Source organism: Mucilaginibacter sp. OAE612 (assembly GCF_041806395.1).
GTDB lineage: Bacteria > Bacteroidota > Bacteroidia > Sphingobacteriales > Sphingobacteriaceae > Mucilaginibacter > Mucilaginibacter rubeus.
Genome location: NZ_JBGMUW010000001.1, coordinates 173,536 through 194,808, shown reverse-complemented (window position 1 = coordinate 194,808; position 21,273 = coordinate 173,536). Strand labels below are relative to the sequence as shown.

20 protein-coding genes and 1 tRNA gene are annotated in these 21,273 nt (G+C 42.2%); 9 read left to right on the top strand and 12 right to left on the bottom strand.

The features are described 5' to 3' along the window. Nucleotides 1–69: 69 nt before the first annotated feature. The 5 genes from tsf to ABID99_RS00755 form a co-directional block, all read right to left on the bottom strand. A complete protein-coding gene (gene tsf, locus ABID99_RS00775) occupies nucleotides 70–921 on the bottom strand; it encodes a translation elongation factor Ts (protein WP_091165207.1) in 852 nt (283 codons plus the stop codon). Nucleotides 922–1,093: 172 nt separating this feature from the next. Further along, entirely contained in the window at nucleotides 1,094–1,936 is an 843-nt protein-coding gene (gene rpsB, locus ABID99_RS00770; RefSeq protein WP_090529482.1) for a 30S ribosomal protein S2, read from the bottom strand. Between the two features lie 18 nt (nucleotides 1,937–1,954). Beyond that, nucleotides 1,955–2,341 (bottom strand): 30S ribosomal protein S9, encoded by a 387-nt coding sequence (gene rpsI / locus ABID99_RS00765; protein ID WP_110587286.1) that lies wholly within the window; start codon nucleotides 2,339–2,341, stop codon nucleotides 1,955–1,957. 25 nt (nucleotides 2,342–2,366) lie between these two features. Continuing rightward, nucleotides 2,367–2,804, bottom strand: coding sequence for a 50S ribosomal protein L13 (gene rplM / locus ABID99_RS00760; protein ID WP_090529488.1), 438 nt, complete (start codon nucleotides 2,802–2,804; stop codon nucleotides 2,367–2,369). Nucleotides 2,805–3,339: 535 nt separating this feature from the next. Next, nucleotides 3,340–4,764, bottom strand: coding sequence for a S41 family peptidase (locus tag ABID99_RS00755; RefSeq protein ID WP_354485804.1), 1,425 nt, complete (start codon nucleotides 4,762–4,764; stop codon nucleotides 3,340–3,342). Nucleotides 4,765–4,958: 194 nt separating this feature from the next. Between ABID99_RS00755 and ABID99_RS00750 the strand changes: the two genes are divergently transcribed. Next, a complete protein-coding gene (locus ABID99_RS00750; RefSeq protein ID WP_139159990.1) occupies nucleotides 4,959–6,215 on the top strand; it encodes a BamA/TamA family outer membrane protein in 1,257 nt (418 codons plus the stop codon). A gap of 86 nt (nucleotides 6,216–6,301) precedes the next feature. After that, complete coding sequence (locus ABID99_RS00745) at nucleotides 6,302–6,988, top strand: PAS domain S-box protein (RefSeq protein WP_090529497.1); 687 nt, start codon at nucleotides 6,302–6,304, stop codon at nucleotides 6,986–6,988. 59 nt (nucleotides 6,989–7,047) lie between these two features. Here the strand turns inward: ABID99_RS00745 and ABID99_RS00740 are convergent, their stop codons facing one another. Then, nucleotides 7,048–7,446 (bottom strand): hypothetical protein, encoded by a 399-nt coding sequence (locus tag ABID99_RS00740; RefSeq protein ID WP_090529500.1) that lies wholly within the window; start codon nucleotides 7,444–7,446, stop codon nucleotides 7,048–7,050. 115 nt (nucleotides 7,447–7,561) lie between these two features. After that, the gene (locus ABID99_RS00735) at nucleotides 7,562–8,047 is read right to left on the bottom strand and encodes an ABC transporter ATPase (RefSeq protein ID WP_090529503.1); all 486 of its coding nucleotides are present in this window, start codon (nucleotides 8,045–8,047) and stop codon (nucleotides 7,562–7,564) included. Between the two features lie 45 nt (nucleotides 8,048–8,092). On the opposite strand from ABID99_RS00735, the gene ABID99_RS00730 reads away from it, so the two are divergent. Further along, nucleotides 8,093–8,575, top strand: a complete 483-nt coding sequence (locus tag ABID99_RS00730; protein WP_090529506.1) for a hypothetical protein — start codon at nucleotides 8,093–8,095, stop codon at nucleotides 8,573–8,575. On the opposite strand, the gene ABID99_RS00725 is transcribed toward ABID99_RS00730, so the two are convergent. Together ABID99_RS00725 and ABID99_RS00720 are read right to left on the bottom strand one after the other, a co-directional pair. Then, the gene (locus ABID99_RS00725; protein ID WP_090529509.1) at nucleotides 8,570–9,367 is read right to left on the bottom strand and encodes a (Fe-S)-binding protein; all 798 of its coding nucleotides are present in this window, start codon (nucleotides 9,365–9,367) and stop codon (nucleotides 8,570–8,572) included. The genes ABID99_RS00730 and ABID99_RS00725 overlap by 6 nt on opposite strands. 104 nt (nucleotides 9,368–9,471) lie before the next feature. Further along, nucleotides 9,472–10,770, bottom strand: a complete 1,299-nt coding sequence (locus ABID99_RS00720; protein WP_373612572.1) for a 4Fe-4S dicluster domain-containing protein — start codon at nucleotides 10,768–10,770, stop codon at nucleotides 9,472–9,474. A 206-nt stretch (nucleotides 10,771–10,976) separates the two neighbouring features. On the opposite strand from ABID99_RS00720, the gene ABID99_RS00715 reads away from it, so the two are divergent. Further along, a tRNA-Phe gene (locus ABID99_RS00715) sits at nucleotides 10,977–11,049 on the top strand. 236 nt (nucleotides 11,050–11,285) lie between these two features. Here the strand turns inward: ABID99_RS00715 and ABID99_RS00710 are convergent. Next, complete coding sequence (locus tag ABID99_RS00710) at nucleotides 11,286–11,693, bottom strand: winged helix-turn-helix transcriptional regulator (RefSeq protein WP_373612571.1); 408 nt, start codon at nucleotides 11,691–11,693, stop codon at nucleotides 11,286–11,288. A 134-nt stretch (nucleotides 11,694–11,827) separates the two neighbouring features. On the opposite strand from ABID99_RS00710, the gene ABID99_RS00705 reads away from it, so the two are divergent. The 5 genes from ABID99_RS00705 (at nucleotide 11,828) to ABID99_RS00685 (ending at nucleotide 16,281) form a co-directional block, all read left to right on the top strand. Beyond that, nucleotides 11,828–12,622, top strand: a complete 795-nt coding sequence (locus tag ABID99_RS00705; RefSeq protein WP_373612570.1) for an SDR family oxidoreductase — start codon at nucleotides 11,828–11,830, stop codon at nucleotides 12,620–12,622. 20 nt (nucleotides 12,623–12,642) lie between these two features. Next, nucleotides 12,643–12,966 (top strand): nuclear transport factor 2 family protein, encoded by a 324-nt coding sequence (locus ABID99_RS00700; RefSeq protein ID WP_373612569.1) that lies wholly within the window; start codon nucleotides 12,643–12,645, stop codon nucleotides 12,964–12,966. Between the two features lie 636 nt (nucleotides 12,967–13,602). Next, nucleotides 13,603–14,388 (top strand): hypothetical protein, encoded by a 786-nt coding sequence (locus tag ABID99_RS00695; RefSeq protein WP_090529557.1) that lies wholly within the window; start codon nucleotides 13,603–13,605, stop codon nucleotides 14,386–14,388. 168 nt (nucleotides 14,389–14,556) lie between these two features. Beyond that, a complete protein-coding gene (locus ABID99_RS00690; protein WP_373612568.1) occupies nucleotides 14,557–15,309 on the top strand; it encodes a DoxX family protein in 753 nt (250 codons plus the stop codon). A gap of 195 nt (nucleotides 15,310–15,504) precedes the next feature. After that, nucleotides 15,505–16,281 (top strand): CHAD domain-containing protein, encoded by a 777-nt coding sequence (locus ABID99_RS00685; protein WP_373612567.1) that lies wholly within the window; start codon nucleotides 15,505–15,507, stop codon nucleotides 16,279–16,281. Nucleotides 16,282–16,303: 22 nt separating this feature from the next. Here ABID99_RS00685 and ABID99_RS00680 read toward each other — a convergent pair whose 3' ends face one another. Further along, nucleotides 16,304–18,313 (bottom strand): PAS domain S-box protein, encoded by a 2,010-nt coding sequence (locus tag ABID99_RS00680; RefSeq protein WP_373612566.1) that lies wholly within the window; start codon nucleotides 18,311–18,313, stop codon nucleotides 16,304–16,306. A gap of 214 nt (nucleotides 18,314–18,527) precedes the next feature. Continuing rightward, a complete protein-coding gene (locus tag ABID99_RS00675; RefSeq protein WP_373612565.1) occupies nucleotides 18,528–21,251 on the bottom strand; it encodes a substrate-binding domain-containing protein in 2,724 nt (907 codons plus the stop codon). Between the last annotated feature and the right edge of the window lie 22 nt (nucleotides 21,252–21,273).

Genomic DNA, 21,273 nt, shown 5'->3' with positions numbered 1-21,273 from the left:
CAATGACGGGGTTGATTAAAAACAACAGGGCAAAAAAAATCCCCCGATTTTCATCGGGGGATAATATGATTAAGCTCCTAAAGCTACCCGCTTGAAGGCGGTTACTGTAAGGCCTTTTTCAACCGAGTCAAGGAATTGTGAAATGCTCTTAGACGAATCTTTCACAAACTCCTGGTTTAACAGGGTTGAGTCTTTGTAGAATTTATTCAGTTTACCTGCAGCAATTTTTTCAACCATTGCTTCTGGTTTACCTTCTGCACGGATCTGCTCTTTAGCAATTTCAAGCTCACGCTCAATTACTGAAGCGTCAACGCCATCTTTATCCAAAGCGATAGGATTCATAGCAGCAATTTGCATAGCTACGTCTTTACCGGCTTCTTCTGCACCTGCGCCATCAGCGCTTAAAGCTACCAATACACCTAAACGGAAGTTACCGTGGATGTAAGCAACAACCTTTTCGCCGTTAACAACTTCATATTTAGATACACCGATTTTTTCGCCGATTTTGCCGGTTTTTTCGATGATCGCATCACCGATTTTAACGCGGGCAGTTTCAACGTCGATTTCAAGGGCGTAAAGCTCTTCAATTGAAGCTGGTTTTGCTTCAACAGCTTTGTTAGCAATTTCATTTGCAAAAGCGATGAACTCAGCGTTTTTAGCTACGAAGTCAGTTTCGCAGTTAAGCTCGATGATAACACCGGTTTTAAAATCTTCAGAAGTACGTGCAATAACAACACCTTCGTTTGATTCCCTGTCCTGACGGCTTGCTGCAACTTTAGCACCTTTTTTCCTTAAAAAATCGATAGCTGCTTCAAAATCACCGTTAGTTTCGGTTAATGCTTTTTTGCAATCCATCATACCGGCACCGGTTTGCTGGCGCAGTTTGTTTACGTCGGCTGCAGAAATTTGTACTGTAGACATGTTTTTTTGAGTTTTAAGATTTTTTATATCGGATTACAAGTTACCGTAATGGTATTATGCTATTGTAACCTGCAACTATTTTTAATATTAAAAATCCTCCCTGATGCTTTTAACGGAATCAGGGAGGCTTTAAATATTTGTTCCTTGTTCCCCCTTCAGGGGGTTAGGGGGCTTATTCTTCTGTTTCAGCAGCCGGAGCTTCAGCTTCGCCTTCAGCAGCTACTTCAGCAACTTTACGGGTTCTTTTACCGCCTTCGTTAACTTCAGGAGCATCAGCTTTAGCTTTTGCAGCTACTGCTTCTTTTTCAGCTTCGTCTTCTTTCTCGCGTTTGCGCTCATCTAAACCTTCTTCGATAGCTTTGATGATGATGCTGGTGATCAAAGAGATTGATTTTGTAGCGTCGTCATTCGCAGGGATCGGGAAGTCGATGTTTGAAGGGTCAGAGTTGGTATCAACCATAGCAAATGTAGGGATGTTCAACTTTAATGCTTCTGAAACCGCGATATGCTCTTTCTTAACGTCGATCAGGAATAAAGCAGCCGGCAAACGGTTCAAGTCAGAGATACCACCTAAAAGGGTTTCTAATTTGATACGCTCACGCTGAATCATCAGACGCTCTTTTTTAGAAAGGTTGCTGTAAGTACCGTCTTTAGTCAATTTATCGATGTTTGACATCTTTTTGATTGACTTACGTACAGTAGCAAAGTTAGTTAACATACCACCTAACCAACGCTCGGTGATGTATGGCATGTTTACGCTTTTTGCATAATCAGCAACGATATCTTTCGCTTGTTTCTTTGTAGCTACGAATAATACCTTACGGCCTGATTTTACAATTTGTTTTATAGCTGCAGCAGCTTCTTCAACCTTAGTTAAGGTTTTATTTAAATCGATAATGTGGATACCGTTACGCTCCATGAAAATGTACTGTGACATTTTCGGATCCCATTTGCGGGTAAGGTGACCAAAGTGTACACCAGCGTCCAGTAAATCCTGATAAGTTGTTCTTGCCATTTTGTTGTCCTCCTTTGATTAACGTTTACTGAATTGGAATCTCTTACGTGCTTTCCTGCGACCTGGTTTTTTACGCTCAACCATACGGTCATCGCGGGTCATTAAGCCTTTAGCACGTAATGCCGGTTTCTTTTCAGCATCAAGTTCAACAATAGCTTTAGCGATAGCTAAACGAACAGCTTCTGCCTGTCCCTTTACACCACCACCTGCAACATTAGCTTTAACATCAAATTTTCCGGTGCTACCAGAAACCTCAGTGCTCTGAGTAACGATGTATTGCAATGGCAAAGTAGGGAAATACTCTTTGTAATCTTTACCGTTAACGATGATCGCACCATTTCCTTCTGTAAGGTAGATGCGGGCAACGGCTGTTTTTCTTCTGCCTGAAGTGTTAGTTGTTGGCATTTTTTTTCTCCTTAAAAATTAAAAATTAAATGGCTGTTGGGTTTTGCGCTGCATGAGGATGCTCAGCACCTGCATATACATGCAAATTGCCGAATAATGCTTTACCCAAACGATTTTTAGGTAACATACCACGTACCGCTTTCTCGATGATGCGGGTTGGATGTTTCGCCAATAACTCCTTAGGAGAAATAAAACGCTGACCACCTGGATATCCAGTGTAACGAACATAAACTTTGTCGCTTAGTTTGTTGCCGGTCAGTTTTACCTTGTCTGCGTTGATAACGATCACATTATCACCACAGTCTACGTTTGGGGTGAAATCAGGCTTGGTTTTACCACGGATGATCATTGCGATCTTCGTAGACAAGCGCCCCAAAATCTCGCCTTCGGCGTCAACAACAACCCATTGTTTGTTAACGGTTTTTTTGTTGGCTGAGACAGTTTTGTAACTTAACGTATTCACTTGCTTTAAATTAAATTGTTTAAACGTTTATTATACCCCGTATTTTCGGGACTGCAAAGATAGGGTTAATTATCTTATTAGCAAATAGATTTTAAGGAAAAGATTGCGACTGGACTGATGGAGTGTCTGAACCGGAATTTAAGGGGGGGGGCGAAGATTGTCAGGATTTTATTTTGTCTGAACCCGAACTTGTTGAATTTTCGGAATAGTCAAAATTTTAGGAATTCGAAAAAATTCAATAATTCGTTTAATTCGAGTTCAGACAACTACCAGAATCCGATAAACCCGGTTCAGAAAAAATCTGTGTAATCAAAAATCAATCGGTGTAATCCCAATAAAAAAATCCGACATCCAACATCCGAAATCTCAAATCAAAATAATGGTGTTGCCTGCGGCCCGGGCTATACGTTTATACGCCTGCAGGCATTACGCGCATGGCCGATATCCACTTCTATCCCTAACACAGAAAACACATCCGGAATGCTATATGAGTATGATGCTTTACCTTCTTAAATCTACTAAATCAGTTCTCCAATTATTTAGCTAAAGCAAAGTCCAATACCTCATCAGCAGGTGTTAGCGGGTTATCCTTTACCATAAAGTCTGGCATTACCGGGTGTTGATCATTAGTATTGCCGCTGGCCCTGATAAATTGCTTGGTTGAAGTAGTAAACGTAAATCCGGTATTGGGCAGTTTTAAAAAAATCAGCTCACCATAATCATTGGCCGGCTCGCCTGATGGTTCACCGATCAATGTAGCCAGCTTATAATCCTGAATGGTATTGGCCAGCATGTTGGCACTTGAAAACGTATGCGGGCCAATCAGCACCAAAACGTTCCCTTTGAATAACAAATCATTAAATGTTGGCCGATCAGGCATATCACCGCTATTTGATATAGTAGTACCATTAATGGCATTAAAATAATAAGCCATCTTTTGTGGCCCTTCTCCTTTTAACTTTTCATTAAGCTGATCTTTGTACTCCTGGCTTACTTTCCACTTTACACCTCCTGCCATCCGGAAAGGCTTATCGGTAATATAGCCTAATAACATTTCGGCTAATGCCGAATTACCTCCCCCATTTTTTCGCAAATCGATGATCAGCACCTTGGCTTGTTTGTTTTTAATGGAAGTAAAGCACGAATCTAAAAACCGTTTAAATACAGCCGGTTCAGCTGTAAGTGTATTCAATGCTAAATAAGCTTTATCCGTATTCAAAAAATCAAATTGATGATCTGCAATTGGTTTAATCTTAGGCAGGTCTTTCGCTCTTGCAGCAATATTACTTCTGAAATCTGCCCATGAAACCGGGTTTACTACTGCACTATCTACATGGTTGTTGCGCAGGTAACGGATATGCCATGGCCCGTTTACTCCATACAGATGCAAATACACGATGAGGTTACGACAGATATCAAGAGCTTTATATTGCGGCAGACCGCCCGCATAACCACCCAGCTTACCCATCAATTTCTCTATAGTAATTCCATTGATGCTGATGATGGCATCGCCCGGCTTTAGTTTATCTTCCGCGGAAACATCAAGTCTCACAATAAACCCTGTACCGTTAAACTCTCTTATCAGTACCGGAAATAAAAGATTTCCCCCTGTCTTTAATTCGCTAACTAACGATTCGGGGTAGTTAAACACACTATGCCCTTCATTCAATGCGCCTATCAGCCCTGCCATAATTGGCCACGCCTCTTTCGCTGTCATACCATCGTGCAGGCTGGCAAGCACCCTATCAGTGAGCCGCGAATAGGAAGCCTTACTTATGCTGTGATACATATCAGGATGCACGTCGGCAACCGTGGCAACCAGGTATTTTACATCTTCTGCTAACTGATGTTTTGAGTAGTGTTTTTCTGTAGCAACAGTGTCGCGTTTTTTTGCAGATAAGCCAACAACAGGCAACACCATCATTAGTAATAAGAGTAAAGGCAGCTTCATATCAAACATGATGCACAAAATAGCAAATTGGTTGCAAGCAGCTTCTTAATTGCTTGTAATTAGTCATTGGTCAGACGGCCGGCACTTATGGAATTTTTATTTTGTAATAAGTTTTTTACATTCAGATGATATAAATATATTAGCAGGAACACTAATTAATTCCTGAATAATTGGCTCCCGCTGCTTACCGGCTTACCTTAACCTTGATTGTACTTTTAAGTACCTGCAAGTTGTTTGCCCAAACCCTGGCCGATCCGGTTGATTCGTTACAAACACAGGTAGACGCCAATGGAATCTTAGCTTCCATATTCAGCGGCAAAAGCAGCAAACCTGCCGCAGCTACCGAACAGCTACGAAATCGTACCTATTGGTCGGTATTACCATCGGCAGCTTACAACCCAAGCGTGGGTTTTGCCGTTGGGGTTATCTCATCAGGAGGAAAATACTTTGGTGATCCTTCAACTACAACACTTTCGGTAATTAATGCCGGCTTTTACCTGTCAACAAGCGGGCTCTCTACTTTTGAGTTTAAACAAAACGCTTTTTCGGCTCAAAACAAGTGGAACCTGCAGGGCACTGTACAAATAGGGAAAACCGTTGCCATGGACAACGGCCTCGGCACCGGCAGGCGCAGTTTTGGTGAAGGCAGCTTTTTCATGAACAATACCCACTTTGAAAACAATCCGGATGCCTTCCCTATCCGTTATGTATACATCAAAGCCAATGAGCGCATCTACCGTAAACTGGCACATCATATATATGTAGGTGCCGGGTTAAGCTTTAATTATTACAGCCATATAGATGATGACCGCAAGGATATCCCCATATCAAAAACTCATAACTACCGCTATAGTATCCGTAACGGCTTTCCTGTTAACTCGTACCAGGCTAATGGCTTGTTGTTCAATTTCCAGTTCAATAACCGCGACCAGCCTAACCGCCCGTTCAGGGGTATTTATGCCGATATAGTTTTTCGGAGCAACCAAACCTGGCTGGGAAGCAACCGCAATGCCATGCAGGTAAAGTTTGAGTTCAGGAAGTACTGGAGCCTGTCATCAACTCACCCCGAACATGTTTTTGCGTTGTGGCACTGGTCAAACTATTTATTAAGCGGGGCACTGCCCTACCTTGAACTGCCCGGCACCGGCAGCGATGCTTATGGCCGCATTGGCAGAGCATTTATTATAGGTAGGTTTAAAGGCATGTCGTTTGTATACAATGAGGCCGAATACCGCTTTCCGCTAACAAGCAATAAGTTGCTCAGCGGTGTTGCCTTTGTCAATGCCGAAACGGCTAACAACCAGCAACGCATAAAACTATTCAGGTATTGGGAGCCCGGTGGCGGAGTGGGCTTGCGACTGTTGTTTAATAAATACACGCGCTCTAATCTATGTATTGATTATGCCAGGGGAACTTATGGTTCAAGTGGGTTCTTTTTGGGACTTAACGAGGTATTTTAACTATAAGCAGGCTACGATGATGGTTATACCGTTATAATTGGTGTCATTTTTGTGCTGAAATTGCCTGAACAAGCAATCTACCATAAATGCGCACTCCGTTAACCTCACAACTACTCGGCGACCTGATTGAAAAAGGCTACGAATATGTATTGGTAAAGATCAACCTGAACCAACAGCAAGATGAGGCTGTCGACATAACACTTGTACCAATAAAAGAAAAACCGGAATTAAATAAATTACCAACAGGCTTTGAAACTTTTTACCGCATCACCCGCGAGCCCATGCAACTGGTTTGTGGTGTCGACAATACCAGTATTTTCATCGAATATCAAACCTTTGGTGACACTATAACCAGCCAGGACCTTTTCGACGACACTTATTTTAGGATGAGCGAGGAATTTTTCAGGCAGGTGTTGGACAGCCTGGAAGATTACGCCGTGATCACTACAGATAAAAATGGTGACGTTAACAGCTGGAATACCGGTGCCCAAAAAGTGCTTGGCTACACCGAACAGGAAGTATTAGGCCTAAGCGCCCGGATTTTTTTTACTCCCGAAGATATTGCCGAAGGTAAACCCGAAGCCGAATTAAAAAAAGCGCTGAGCCGGGGCAGAGCTATCGATGAGCGTTATCATGTACGCAAGGACGGCACACGCTTTTGGGGCAGCGGGCTGGTTTTCCCGCTGTTTGATGAACAGCACAATCATCGTGGTTTCACTAAAATCATGCGTAATCAACGGGAAGAACAGCGATCAAAAGAGCTTGGCATATAATACAAAAGAGGTGCTCAAATGAGCACCTCTTTTGTATTATATCTTTTCAGGAAAAAGGATTAAGCATTATAGCTTACACCGTGATCTTCTTCTACCTGTGGGTTAATGAATGGTGAACCTTTGGTAAAGCAACCTACAATTAAAAGGTAAGCACCAAAAATCAATTGCGGAGCTACCAATTTATCAGAAAAAGCATAAACCCATGGTGAACAAAATAAAAATGATCCCATAATTACATCACCGACATTATGCATAACCATCGGAAATTGCTTAATAAAGCCCATTTCGTTTTTAGCGAAGATAGCCATGATCAACTGTAACCAACCAATGATCAAAGGCAGGAACAAAGCAGCACCGCCAACATGAAGTGTATCAAACGTCCATAATGATGAAATCATTAACAGGGCTACAACGTAGTTTAAAAATCCGTAAGTTTTTGTTGAGATGAAGCCTTTCATTTTTAGCTTATTTATAAAGTATCAGTAAAATGATTTATATCTAAATTTTGTGCCAAAGGTAAACATTTGCACGGCTTAAGCACAGTAAATTTAAAAAAATTGAATTGCGTGGCAATCAATTAGCTACGAGGTCACGAAACAGCTGAATATGCCAGCTATCTTTAAACGGCACCTCCCATTTAGTTTCAAGCTCGGTTAAATTTTGCACCAGGTTGTTGTAAACAACCGTTTCCTTATTGATGCTACCATCTTTCAGCTTAGCCTCAAAATCATGGCGTGGCAGTGAGAGCACTTCCTCTCCTTCGCGATAAGCCAAATTGAACCTGTCGAAAAGATTGATGCCTAAATGTTGCTGCACCTGCTGCATAAAATGAACCGATTTATCAATAGAACAGCCGCTGGCGCCTGCCTGGCTTTCATCAACTATCAAAATAAAAAAACGGTTGTACCTAACCTCACCTTTGGCTTTCAGCTGGTTGTTGTGGGCTGTCCAGTTGGTGGTAAACTTGTTCAGCTCGGGCTGTATCTGCTGCACTTCCAGATCGGTTAATTTCCTGTCCGACTGATAGATCCAAACTCTTGACTGTGGAGAAAATTTCATTTCCAAAAATATCAATTTATTAACTTCGGGTTACATTTTGTTGTCATGAAAATATCAATTCTGCCATCAATTGGAAAAACCGCGCTCATTACATCAATTTTAGCCCTTAGTGCGCTAAATTACGGTTTTAAAGCCGGAATGAGCGAACAGGAATGGTTAAACTGGAGTAATAAGTGCCTTAGCACCTCGTTTAACCCCGCGCCTGATATCAACCTTAAAAAGTGGGAGATTGCCCTTACCAACGACTATTTTTTACGTTTAAGGAAAACTTATCAACAGGGCAAGCAGGAATATTTTTCTTTCAACTTGCACCGTTTAACCAATGTTGATTACGTGGGCAGCGACACTACAGGCACAGTAAAATTCAATACCCAAACCGATGATATCATTGTGCAAACCTATGAGGATCCCAATGGCAATATCGACTCAATGGCCACTACATTTGATTTACCGGTACATAACATGAGCTCCACCAAATTTGACAGTCTGAAGAGCGCGTTGCATTATTTCAGGACAAAAGGTTTATAAACCATTAGCCCTAACCGTGATCTCGGCAATATCCAGCACCTTTATCTCCTGTTCCTTATCCTGATTTTTTACGCCATCAGTAAGCATTGTCATACAAAACGGACAGGCGGCGGCTACCACCTGTGCTTTGACTTCTATAACATCGGCAATCCGCTCTATATTGATATCCTTTTTGCCTGGTTCAGGTTCCTTAAACATTTGCGCGCCGCCCGCACCACAGCACAGCCCGTTTGATTTGCAGCGTTTCATTTCCACCAATTCGGTATCCAGGATCTCTAACGCCGCGCGCGGAGCCTCGTAAACATCATTTCCCCGTCCCAAATAACAGGGGTCATGATAAGTGATCCTTTTCCCCTTAAAACTTTCGCCACCTTCGGCTTTCAGCTTACCGGCATCAATCAACTGTTGAATAAGTTGCGTGTGATGGATCACCTCATAATTGCCGCCCAGGCCGGGATACTCATTTTTTATGGTATTAAAACAATGCGGGCAACCGGTGACTATTTTTTTGATATTATAACCGTCAAGCACCTGGATATTCATTATGGCCTGCATCTGAAACAGGAATTCATTTCCCGCACGTTTGGCAGGGTCGCCGGTGCAATTTTCTTCTGTACCTAACACTGCATAGCTAATACCCACATGCTGCAATATCTTACAGATATCGCGGGTAATTTTCCGGGCACGCTCATCAAAGCTACCGGCACATCCTACCCAAAACAAAATTTCAGGCTCCTTACCCTGTGCAGCCATTTCGGCCATGGTTGGGATGGCCAATGGTTCATTGTTCATAGCTCATGGTTTTATTTATGGTCGATAGTCCATGGACCATTGTTAATTATTTTTATTTCCCTTCACAGCCATGATCTATAAACCATTAACTATGATCTGTAAAACTATTCCTCCGCCCAGTTAAATCTGTCGGCCTGGCTGTACTTCCATGGGGCGCCGTTGTTTTCTACGTTACCGAACATATTATTTAAACTTGCCGGGGCCTGCGATTCTTCCATTACAATATAACGGCGCATTTCTGTTATGATCTCCAGCGGATTGATGTTCACCGGGCAAGCTTCCACACAGGCATTGCAACTGGTACAAGCCCAGAGCTCTTCGCGGGTAATGTAATTGTCAAGCAATGATTTATCATCCTGATGGTCTTTACCGTGCTTATCAATGTTATTGCCGACTTCCGTAATCCGGTCGCGGGTATCCATCATGATCTTGCGCGGCGACAGCAGTTTGCCGGTAATGTTAGCCGGGCAAACCGAGGTGCACCTGCCGCATTCGGTGCAGGTATATGCCTCCATCAGGTTTTTCCAGGTAAGGTCGGTTACATCCTTTGCACCAAAACGGGCGGGATCGCCATTATTTTCGGGAACGAATGATGGATCGAGCATGGCTTTGACCTCATTAGTAACCGATGCCATATTGGTAAATTTCCCTTTAGGGTTCAAGTTTGAATAGTACGTATTGGGGAAAGCCAACAGGATATGAAAATGCTTTGAATATGGCAGGTAATTTAAGAAACACAAGATTCCAACAATATGAAACCACCAGCAAACACGCTCGGTAATTACCAATGCCGAAACGCTACCAGGCAGTAACGGCGCCAGCAATGAACTCACCGGAAAGCTTCCGGCTGTAACGTAATGACCAAAATGCAGTAATTGTAATTTATAATCGGCCGCATTCATGGTCAGGAAAGCGGTCATGAGCAATATTTCAGTAATGAGGATGTAATTCGCATCGGATTTTGGCCATTGAGTCATTTCTGTCCCAGTAAAGCGTTTCAGATGCACAACATTGCGCCTGCACAGGAAAACGATACATGCCGTAAGTACCAGTACTGCAAGCATCTCGAAACCGCCTATTAAAAAACCATACAAACCACCAAGAGGATGTGAAAAGATGCGGTGCGAGCCAAAGATCCCATCAATCATGATCTCCAGCACTTCAAGATTGATGATAATAAAACCAATATAAATAAAAAAGTGCATTACCGCCGCTACGGGGCGTTTAACCATTTTTGTTTGCCCAAGGGCAATTTTGGCCATTACTTTCCAGCGCAGGGCCGGCTGGTCGTTACGCTCCGTGTCTTTACCCAGCAAAATATTGCGCCTGATTTTAGACACGTTCTTGCCAAAGAAGTAAACGGCAACCGCCAGGATGATAATAAATATAAGCTGAGCAATCATTATGCGTGCATAGTATTTTTCTCAAAGTTAAATGAATTGTTTAAAGGGCGAAATGTTTTGGGATTGAAAAAATATTTGAAAATTAATTAGCTGATTACCTGCACAATTATTTAAAACCAGCAGGCGAGCAGAAACTTTTTTCAAAAAAAAGTTTTCAAACATAAAAAAAAGGCTACATTTGCACTCCCCAAACACGGGAACGGTTTGGTACCATAGCTCAGATGGTAGAGCAAAGGACTGAAAATCCTTGTGTCACTGGTTCGATCCCAGTTGGTACCACAGCTTAAAGCTTCTTAGTTAATTCTAAGAGGCTTTTTTTACTTTAAAGTGGCTGTAGATTATTTAATGCGCATTTTCCAATCTCGCTAATAAGCATAACAGTCCGAAGTCGGAGACGTTCGGGCAGCGCACATTCCCTTTTTCTTATACTGAAACTCTACCGGCAGCGGGTATGTACGGCTTTTAATGTGGTAAATGTTATAAGAAGGCTGCAAGGATTGCGATCCTCTTTTATTTTAAACCGAGATCCTCGGGTTAGGCCGATGTTCTCCGGTGTTAGCTGACGATGGTTCGTTGTGCTTTAAAATTACCCTGCGCAGCCGTTCCTGATGTTCGTCACCCCAAAGGCCAATAGAACGAATAAGCGGGATCAGCGTTTTTCCGAATTCCGTCAATTCATACTCCACCTTTGGTGGCATCACCGGATAAATAGTTTTAGTCACCATTTCATGATCCTCCAGTTCCTTCAACTGCACATTCAGTACCCGTCTCGTCACGTCAGGAATCTTCCGCTGCAGTTCACTCGGTCTTAAGTAGCCTTCATGGATGAACCACAAAATGCGGATCTTCCATTTGCCATACAGCACTTCACCAACCAGGTCAAGGCCGCAATTAAGTGAGGGAGTGATCTTTTTTACATACATTAACACAAATATACGTTCGCATCACGACGTGCGCAATACGGATAAATTTATCCCTATCGGATTCGTAAGCCCGTAATTGTATGGCATTCTGGCACTGTCGAGATTTGTACAATCAAAAACAACATTAAAAAATCATGATACAACAAATCAATTACAGCAATGAACTATCTGGCAAAATTGCCCTGGTAACAGGAGGTACAAAAAGCACCGGAAGAGCGATCTCCGAAAGGCTGTTGCAAGCTGGCGCAACGGTGATTATAACTGCAAGGAATGCTCCTGAAAAGGAAAACAGCAGCCTACATTTTATCCCTTCCGATCTAAGCAAGGCAGAAGATGCGCAAAAAGTGATCAGCGAAGTGCTGTCAACTTATGGCAGGCTCGATATTCTAATAAATAACCTCGGTGATTCATCGACACCTGCCGGTGGCTTTTCAGCATTGAGTGATGAGGATTGGCTATCAACCCTGCAAGCTAATCTACTTGCTCCTGTGAGGCTCGACAGGGGATTTTTACCGCAAATGATAGATCGAAGAAGCGGTGTTATTATTCACATAGCTTCCATCCAAGGCATATTACCGCTATATGATTCAACCTTGCCATACGCAGCTTCAAAAGCAGGATTGATCAACTATAGCAAAAGCTTATCTAAAGAAGTTACGCCAAAAGGTATCCGCGTGCTAACTGTTTCGCCTGGATGGATAAATACATCGGCATCCATAGCCTGGCTGGGCGAGATCGCGAGAAATGCAAATAGTACTGTAGAAGAAGCTCAGCAAGGTGTGATGGATGCATTGGGTGGAATACCTTACGGCAGGCCCGCTGAACCGGAAGAAGTAGCCGAACTGGTTGGTTTTTTGGTTTCGCCAAGAGCCAAATACTTAACAGGAACAAATTTCGTCATCGACGGCGGAACGGTGCCGACAATTTAAAAATCAAACAAATAAAAATCATGGAATTACCACAATTAGTAGCCAAATTTGTAGAGACGCAGAACACTTACAACAGCGGGGCCTACGCTGAATGTTTCACCGGGAACGCTATCGTTCATGACGAGGGCAAGACCCACACCGGCAAAGCAGAAATCCGGCAATGGATCGAAGAAGCGAATGAGAAATATAAGTCGGTGATGAAACCTCTCCGATATGAGGAATCCGGCTCAAACGGAGTATTAACCGCGGAGGTTTCAGGAACGTTTCCTGGCAGCCCAATCGTGCTGAAATTTTATTTAGGACTTAAGGACGGTCTTATCGATTCATTAAATGTGACCGAATAATTCAATTCCGATTGGCAGCATTGGTAAATATTATTAGAAAACCGCCTATCTTACATATGGAGGTTTTCTTAATTGCAAAGACAAAAATTAGCTTTCACTGGCTTAACATGGTCAAGGGTAACGGAATTGCCAGTTTGACATTTCGGAATTAGGTGGTCAACGCCTCCGTATTCTCCATTTGTGCTATCTTGACGCAAGAAATTTGAACAGTTTTCATTTTAGGTCTAAATTTGCTAATTTATGTAAATCGTAAAGGAAATAGTGGGTTATAATTAAAGCCTGCACTACAGCAATAAGAAGGTCATTTTTCGATAAGGAAATGACCTTTTTTTGCATTTAAAGGCATCTTTTCTCTCCGACTAATTATTGATTCACATTCTCATTGCTCCATATCTAATTAAACGGCCATACTTCTTTTTAAAAAATTCATTAACAAGCTTTTAATAATTCACTAACAAATTGTTTATGATATATATTATTTGTAAGTTTATGTAACCAATTGCATTATTTATGGTGATAAAATTTTAGGCATTATTTTGTCTTTACCTGGCTCTTTTACCAAGAAGTTGTCGCCCGCCAAATAAAAACCACTGCCAGACGAAATAAAGCCTTATATCATATTAAACCTTAAGCATTATGAATAAGATTTTAGTTTTCGCAGCTTTATTTAGCTTCTTGATCTTTGGATGCAAGAAAAAAGAGAAGTCGTCCGAGGCAGGCCTTTCGGGTGTATATGAACTTGAAAAACAAGTGCTTGATCGAGGAGGCAAAGACTCTGTTATTAAACGAACGCAAATTAAAATCTACACAGATCATAACTATTTATACGCCAGTATCGTTCCTGATTCATCTGTTGGGTTTGGTGTGGGCACTTATACACTCGACTCTGCTAACCGACTTAAGGAACATAGTATTTACACCAGCAGAGCGCTCGACTCATCCCTAACGTATAATCTTGAGGTTACAAAAAAACCGGATGGTTATACCCAAGTCATCCCCGACTTTGCCACGGTAAAAGGTGTAAAATATGCATTGAAGGAAGAATATAAAAAATTCCCGTCAGCGGATAGCTCAGTGCTTGACGGCTTGTGGAAAATGGAAAGAACCTATACAATAAAAGGCAAAGACACAATCTCAACTGACGTAACGCAGTATAAAATATTCTGGGAAGGGCATTTTATTTTCGTCCACAGGCTTGCTCAAAATAAGGAAAAAACCATCTTTAAAAATGGGTTTGGCACCGGGGTATTTACTTTTAGTAATGATACGCTTAGGGAAGAAGAGCAAATATCAAACTACCGGCTTCTTCAGGGTAATAAATTTACCGTTAAAGTTACGATGAATGGCCATGACGAATATACCCAGGTGATTAATAGTGCCACAAATGGCCAATCTATAGAAATCTACAAGCGAGTCAAATAAAAATTCTTTATTTAACCTTGTGGCGCTGGCTCACTCCCTGTTGGTACCACAGAAAAAGAAATCCTCTAAGTTAACGCTAAGAGGATTTTTTGCTTCTTGCAAATATCAATCTATTTTCAATAACTTTGTATTTCAAAGTGCTTTTATGAACATAAATTACAGGTAAACATGCCGATTTCTACCACACTCGACCAATTGCATTACCAGGCAAAAGGAAATAAATGGATGCAGCTTTTTGCTACTTTTAACAGGATAATGCTGGCGGCTGGTTTTTTTATTGCCGGTAGTGTTAAAATTATGGGGGAGCGGTTCGCCAGCGGTTTGTCGACCAATCAACCGATGGGCCATTATTTAGAAGCGTTGCACCATACAGGTTATTATTACACTTTTATTGGTGTTCTGCAGGTTGCAGCAGCTATCCTGTTATTGATTCCCCGTACCCGGCTCCTCGGGGCGTTAATCTATTTTCCGATTATACTGAACATCTGCATACTGGCCTACGCCGTCAGGTTTGAAGGCACCCGCATCACCACCTTAATGGTACTTGCCAACTTATATTTGCTGGGGTGGGATTATGACCGTTTAAAATTCATTTTGCCATTCAAGCAAAAAAACAGCCATACAACGCAACCTGAAATACGAAATAACAAGTTTCCGTTCGTGTTTTTTGGAGGCGTTTTTGCAACAATAGCCGCAGTAATAGCAATTAACCAGTTCGTATATGATATCCGACCGGGCAATTCATTAATGGAATGCAATAATGGATGTGCTGGAAATGCCAAACCGGAGGCTTGTAAAGTTTTTTGCGACTGCGTACACAACCAGGGCAAACCACTGGACAGTTGCCTGGCCCAATATGATAAAGCTCCGGGTAAAACTATCCAGACATCGGGCACAGGCAATTCAAAACATAGCAGGTGAGCAATGATTGTTATTTCTATCATTGCCTCACCAAGTATCCCATGCTGTTGTACGGCCGGTGATTTGTATGTAATAATATTGGGTTAATTAGATCCTTTTTTTGGACCAGAGTTGTCGCTTTAGCCGTATTTTTGAATATGTGGCACCCTTTTTTGAGGATATCAGCAAGGCTTCAACAACAATATGCCAACCGGTATGAAAAAGAAAACGGAAAAGAAGTATATAATTAAAATATGGCGAACCATGAAACGCCATCTCCGCTCTTTTGTCAAAAATGACGAACAGGAAGATTTGCATCGTTTTCGCACCGGGGTAAAAAAACTGCGGGCGCTTTTGATCTTAGGAGACAGCGCGGCAAAAGATCCTGTGCTGGAGAAATGCTTCAAACCTGTTCGTAAGATATTTAAGCATGCCGGCGAAATCAGGAATGCCTATATAAACCAGGAACTGGGCAGAGCAGTTGGTGAAAACACAGATTTTATCCGGGAGCAACAGCGGATTATGAAAATCACCACCCGGGCATTTAACGCCGATAAGGATCAGCACAGCGCCTGGCTCCGAAAAACACGACGCAAACTGCTGAAGCAGATCAGGCCGATCAGTAAACATCATCTTTCCTTATATTACAGGCAACAACTGGAAATCATTGCTACAGCTTTAAACCCTCCCCGTTTTAATGAGGAATTACATACCTGCCGTAAACAACTGAAGGTACTGCTTTATAATTACCCCCTGGCCGGCCCGGAGCTGGACCTTCCTTTTAATGGAACTTATCTTGACCAGGTGCAGGCAGCCATCGGCGACTGGCATGACAATGAACTAGCCATTGCACTTATTTCAACTACTGCGGATCCCCGGAACAGCAAAGAGATACTCAAAGGACTGAAGAAGCAGGCCGCCGTGCTTAAAAAACAACTTACCAGGTTCACCCGGAATTTCCGCGCACAGGCAAGCTCATCGGCCGCAATTTAATCAGAAGGGAAAAACTATAATTTCAAAACCTTTCTTCTCCGTTTTTATGGAGGCCGCCATTAATACTATTTCGTTTCTTTAGCGGTAACACGAAGGAAAAAGTCGATCCCTTCCGAGGTTCACTTTCTACCCAAATGCGGCCCCCATGCCGTTCAATGATCTCTTTGGTAATGTATAACCCTAAGCCCAGGCCAGTTATGCTCCTGTTTACATCTTTTGCACGATAAAACTGGCTGAATATGTGGCTGATATTTTCCTCATTGATGCCCATACCGTAATCTTTAACAGATACCTGGACTTCCGTTTCTGACTTTTTTACTGATACTTCGATTTTATCAGATTCCGGCGAATATTTGATCGCGTTGGTGACCAGGTTGGTCAATACCTGCTCCAGCCTCATTTTATCCCCTTCTAAAATCATTTCTGCGTTTTCGTCAAAATAAATTTCATGTGATGTATAGGCTTCCCGAATAGCTTCAAGGTTTTCTTTGATAAGCGCTGTAAAATCAAATTCTTCAAAATAAAACTGCAATTTTCCGGATTGTATTTTTGAGATATCAAACAAATCATTGATCAGGGCATTCAGTTTTTTTAACTGGGTTATAGCCTTCGCAACAAATGGCCTGTTTACATCAATTACTTTTCGTTCCAGCAGTTGTAAAAAACCGCTCATAGAAGTGAGGGGCGTTTTCAATTCATGGGAGGCCAAAGCAATAAATTCATCTTTTTTTTGGCTCAGCTCTTTTACTTCCGTAAACAGCCTGGAATTATCGAGTGCCACTGCCGCCTGAGAAGCCAGGCTAACCACAAAGTCTTCATGCTCTTGCAAGAAAACACCGGCTTCCGGGTGGCCAAAGAATAAGCCACCAATAACATTGCCTGAACTGCTTATAACCGGCACGGCCAGGTAGCTTACTACCGGCAGATGCCCCTCGGGCATTCCAAAATGCGGTGCATTTTGTCCATACCTGGGATCTTTCGTTATATCATCTACCCTTAGTACGCCTTCCCCGCTAAATGTGCGATGGAAAACTGCCGTATTCCGAGGCACTCCGAAATTTTCAAATGCCTCTTTTGGCGCGCCCGACAAAGAGTACAACATATAGGCTTCGCCGTCCTGATTGATGGTATTATAAAAAAATGCGCCAAAAGCGGCACCGGTAATCTGTGTAGTGGCATCCGTTACTTTTTGCAGGATAGATTCGGTATCAAGTTTCTCTGAAATGGCTTTCCCTATAGTATTCAGGATCTTCAGTTTTGCCGCCTGGTGTCGGATGGCCGTTTCGGCTTTCTTTGCGGCTGTAATATCCCTGGCAATCTTTGATGCACCAATAATAGTTCCATGTCGGTCCTTTACCGGTGAAACTGTAAGGGATATATCAATGGCGCTTCCATTTTTGTGCAGCCTAACTGTTTGGAAATGATCAACTTTATTACCGTTCCTGATGTTTTCAATGATAACATCTTCTTCGGAAAGCCTGTCGCGAGGAATAAGAATAGATATATGTTTACCGATAGTCTCTCTTTCCTGGTAACCAAATATCTTTTCGGCACCACCGTTCCAGGTAGTGATAATCCCGTTAAGGGTTTTGCTAATAATGGCATCATCAGAATTTTCAACAATTGCAGCCAGCATGCCTCGCTTCTCTTCTGTCTCTTTTTCGTGGGTCACATCACGCATAATGTGAGATGCTCCAATTACTTCCCCCTGTTCATCCCTTATTGGCGAAATAGTAAGTGATACCGGAAAATCAATCTGTAGCTTACTGCTGCGGACAGTATATAAGTGATTTATTCTTTCACCTGACCATACACGTTCAAGAATAGCCAGTTGTTCCTGACGGACGCTTTCGGGGATCAGGGTAAGGATGTTCTGCCCTAAAAACACCGGGGCCGGGCAGCCAAACATTTTTTCAGCAGCCGGATTACAATTTAAAATAATATAGTCAAGATCGTGGCTCAATACCGCATCTTCCATTCCCTCAAAAATGGCAGTTAAGGTGAAGAGGTCAGGTAATAAGTTGTTTTTCATGAAAAGCTATCTTCTTTTGCCCTGTCAGTGAATATCCGGTTTTATTTAGATGTGTGGTTTATACATCTTATCCAATCATTGAAAACTCAACAGGCTGTTTCGATGCAGGAATAACAGGGATTGGCAAAAAAAGTTTTAAGCACCGTGCATGCGATGTTACTTTGTTATACAATAGCTAACGTTTATTCCTTCGTTAATTATCAGAAAATAAAACTTATGAATGCTGTTGCTTGCGTTTGTACTCGCTTGGCGTACAGCCATATTTTGCTTTAAAAACCGTGGAGAAATAATTTGGTGTAGAGAAACCCACCATATAGGTTATTTCAGATATCGGATACCCTTCATTCATTAACAAATATTTCGCTTTTTTTAGCCGGCGGTTTAATATGTAATCGGAGATGCTGCAGCCAAGCAACGCTTTAACCTTTCGGTAAAGCTGGATCCTTGAAACCCCTATCAGTTTACATATTTCATCAACGCTAAAGTTTTCATTCGCTAAATTCTGTTCTACAATACCGGCAAAATCATTCAGGAATTTTTTGTCGAGGGCTTTTGAGACAGGCACAGTTGATTTACTTACATCACTGGTAAAATGTTCTTTGAGTGTTGCCCGGCTTTTGATCAAATTCTTCACGGTAGCGAGTAAATAATCAAAGTTAAACGGCTTAACAATGTAGGCATCGGCCATGCAGGTAATCCCATCTATCTGTTGTTCAACACTGCCTTGTGCCGTTAAAAGAATTACAGGAATGTGCGAAGTACGGACATCAGTTTTCAGTTTTACTGTTAAAGTTTTGCCAGACATCCCCGGTAATACCACATCAGATATGATCAGGTCCGGGACACGCTCAAAGGTTTCATTTAATCCGCTTGTGCCATTATCCGCTGTAAATATCTCATAAGTAACTCCCAGTTTTTCACTCAGGTAGCTCAGCAGGTCTTTATTGTCTTCGATGATCAATATGGATTGCTCCCTGGGCGTGCCGAATATTTGCCCTTCATCCGTTAATGTAACAGGTGCTGCCAGGTCTGTAACATAAATTTTTGCCCGCTCTTCAATACCTGTTTGTTTTGCATTAGCGTGCTCCTGTGCAGTTTGGTCAAAATGACTATTTCCCAACAGCAGGTTAATGGTAAAAGTAGTTCCTTCCCATTTTTTACTCCTAACTTCTATACTGCCATGATGCAGGGACACAATTTCTTTTGACAGCGCGAGCCCTAATCCAGATCCTCCTGAAGAGCTGTTTTCCGCCTGGTAAAACTGCTCAAATACATGGGTAGTGTCCTGCGGCTCCATACCGATCCCGTTATCCTGGATGGCAATATCAACAGAATTGTCATCTCTATTTTTGAAACTAACCTGGATACGGCCATTGTCGTTGGTAAATTTCAGCGCGTTAGCTATGATGTTAAAAAACACCTTATCTAACAGGTTAACATCATACCAAACAATTATCTGTTGCTCATCGCTTACCAGGCTCAGACTGATGTTACGCTTCTGGGCATTTTCCTGAAAGCTGGTGATGATCTCCCTGGCAAATTCAACAATATTATTGGGTGATACATTGATCTGTTGTTTATCATATTCTATTTTACGGTACTCGATTAATTGGTTAACCAGGCGCAGCAAACGGTATACATTTTTATGGATCAGTTTCAGACTTTTCCCTGCAACCAGGTTTAACTTTTCATTACTCATCATATCTTCTACTGGCGAGAGGATAAGCGTGAGCGGCGTACGGAATTCGTGAGAAATATTAGTGAAAAATTGCAATTTAGCCTCCGTAGCTACTTCAGCCTTTGCCGACATCTCGATCAACTGGTTACGCTGCTGCAGAATTTCATTATTTTTAACCTCCAGGCTTTTGTTGATCTTCCGGTTTTCCATGAGCCAGTAAAACGCAAGACCGCCAAAAACGATAGCTAACACCAGCGACATTACAATTACGTTTAAAACCAATTGCTGGCTGTTGTACACCTCACGCTGCTCGGTCAATAATGATCGTTGTCTTTCAATATCTTTCTGCTGACTGCTGATCTTGCTCCATTGCATTTTCATTAGCTGTACATTGGCAGAGTCAATAACAACCGACTGTAGCAGGTTTTCCCTGGCAAACGACTCTTTATTCAGGATCCTGAAAGCGGTCATAATTGCTTCTTTACCCCCGGTAGGATATAGCATACTGGCATTGATAGTTTTTGAAGCAACCATTTGCAGGCCACCTCCATGCCCGGGCAAGGCGTCAACACCTAACACTTTGATGCTATGAATTTTAAATTTGTCAAGCACCTCTCTCGTTCCGAGGGCCATTACGTCGTTATGTGCAAATATTACATCTGCATTTTTTATAACAGGTGCAATCCTGGTCAATTGCTTTTTAGCGCTATCCTTTAACCAATCGCCATATATCCTGTCGGTTATATTAATATCAGTGTATTTCCTTAACCCGTCAGAAAAGCCGCGGTCCCTTTCAATAGCCGGAGACGAGCCGGGCAGCCCCATAACTTCTACAACATTCCCCCTTCCCTTTAAAAGAGCACCTGCATATTCACCCGCCATTTTACCTATCTGGTAATTATCCGCACCAACATAAGCTGTATATAAAGCTGATGATGTTTTACGGTCGATCACAATTACCGGGATACCTTTATTGTACGTTTGTTCCACTATCCCGGTGAGGGGCTGCGCTTCATTGGGTGATATGATCAGCAAATCGACACCATCATCCAGCATTTTTTTCACCTGTTCAACCTGCTTGCTGCTGTTACCGTCCGCATCGGCATAAATAAACTGGGCGTCGGGGTGTAATGAAAGTTCCATCCTCATTTCATCAAGCATCGTGCGACGCCAGAGATCAGAACCAATACATTGCGAAAACCCTATCGTATACTGTGATGTTTTATCAGCCCGCTTACAACCGGCAGCAATAAGCATCATAAAACCGATCAGTAGGATACCG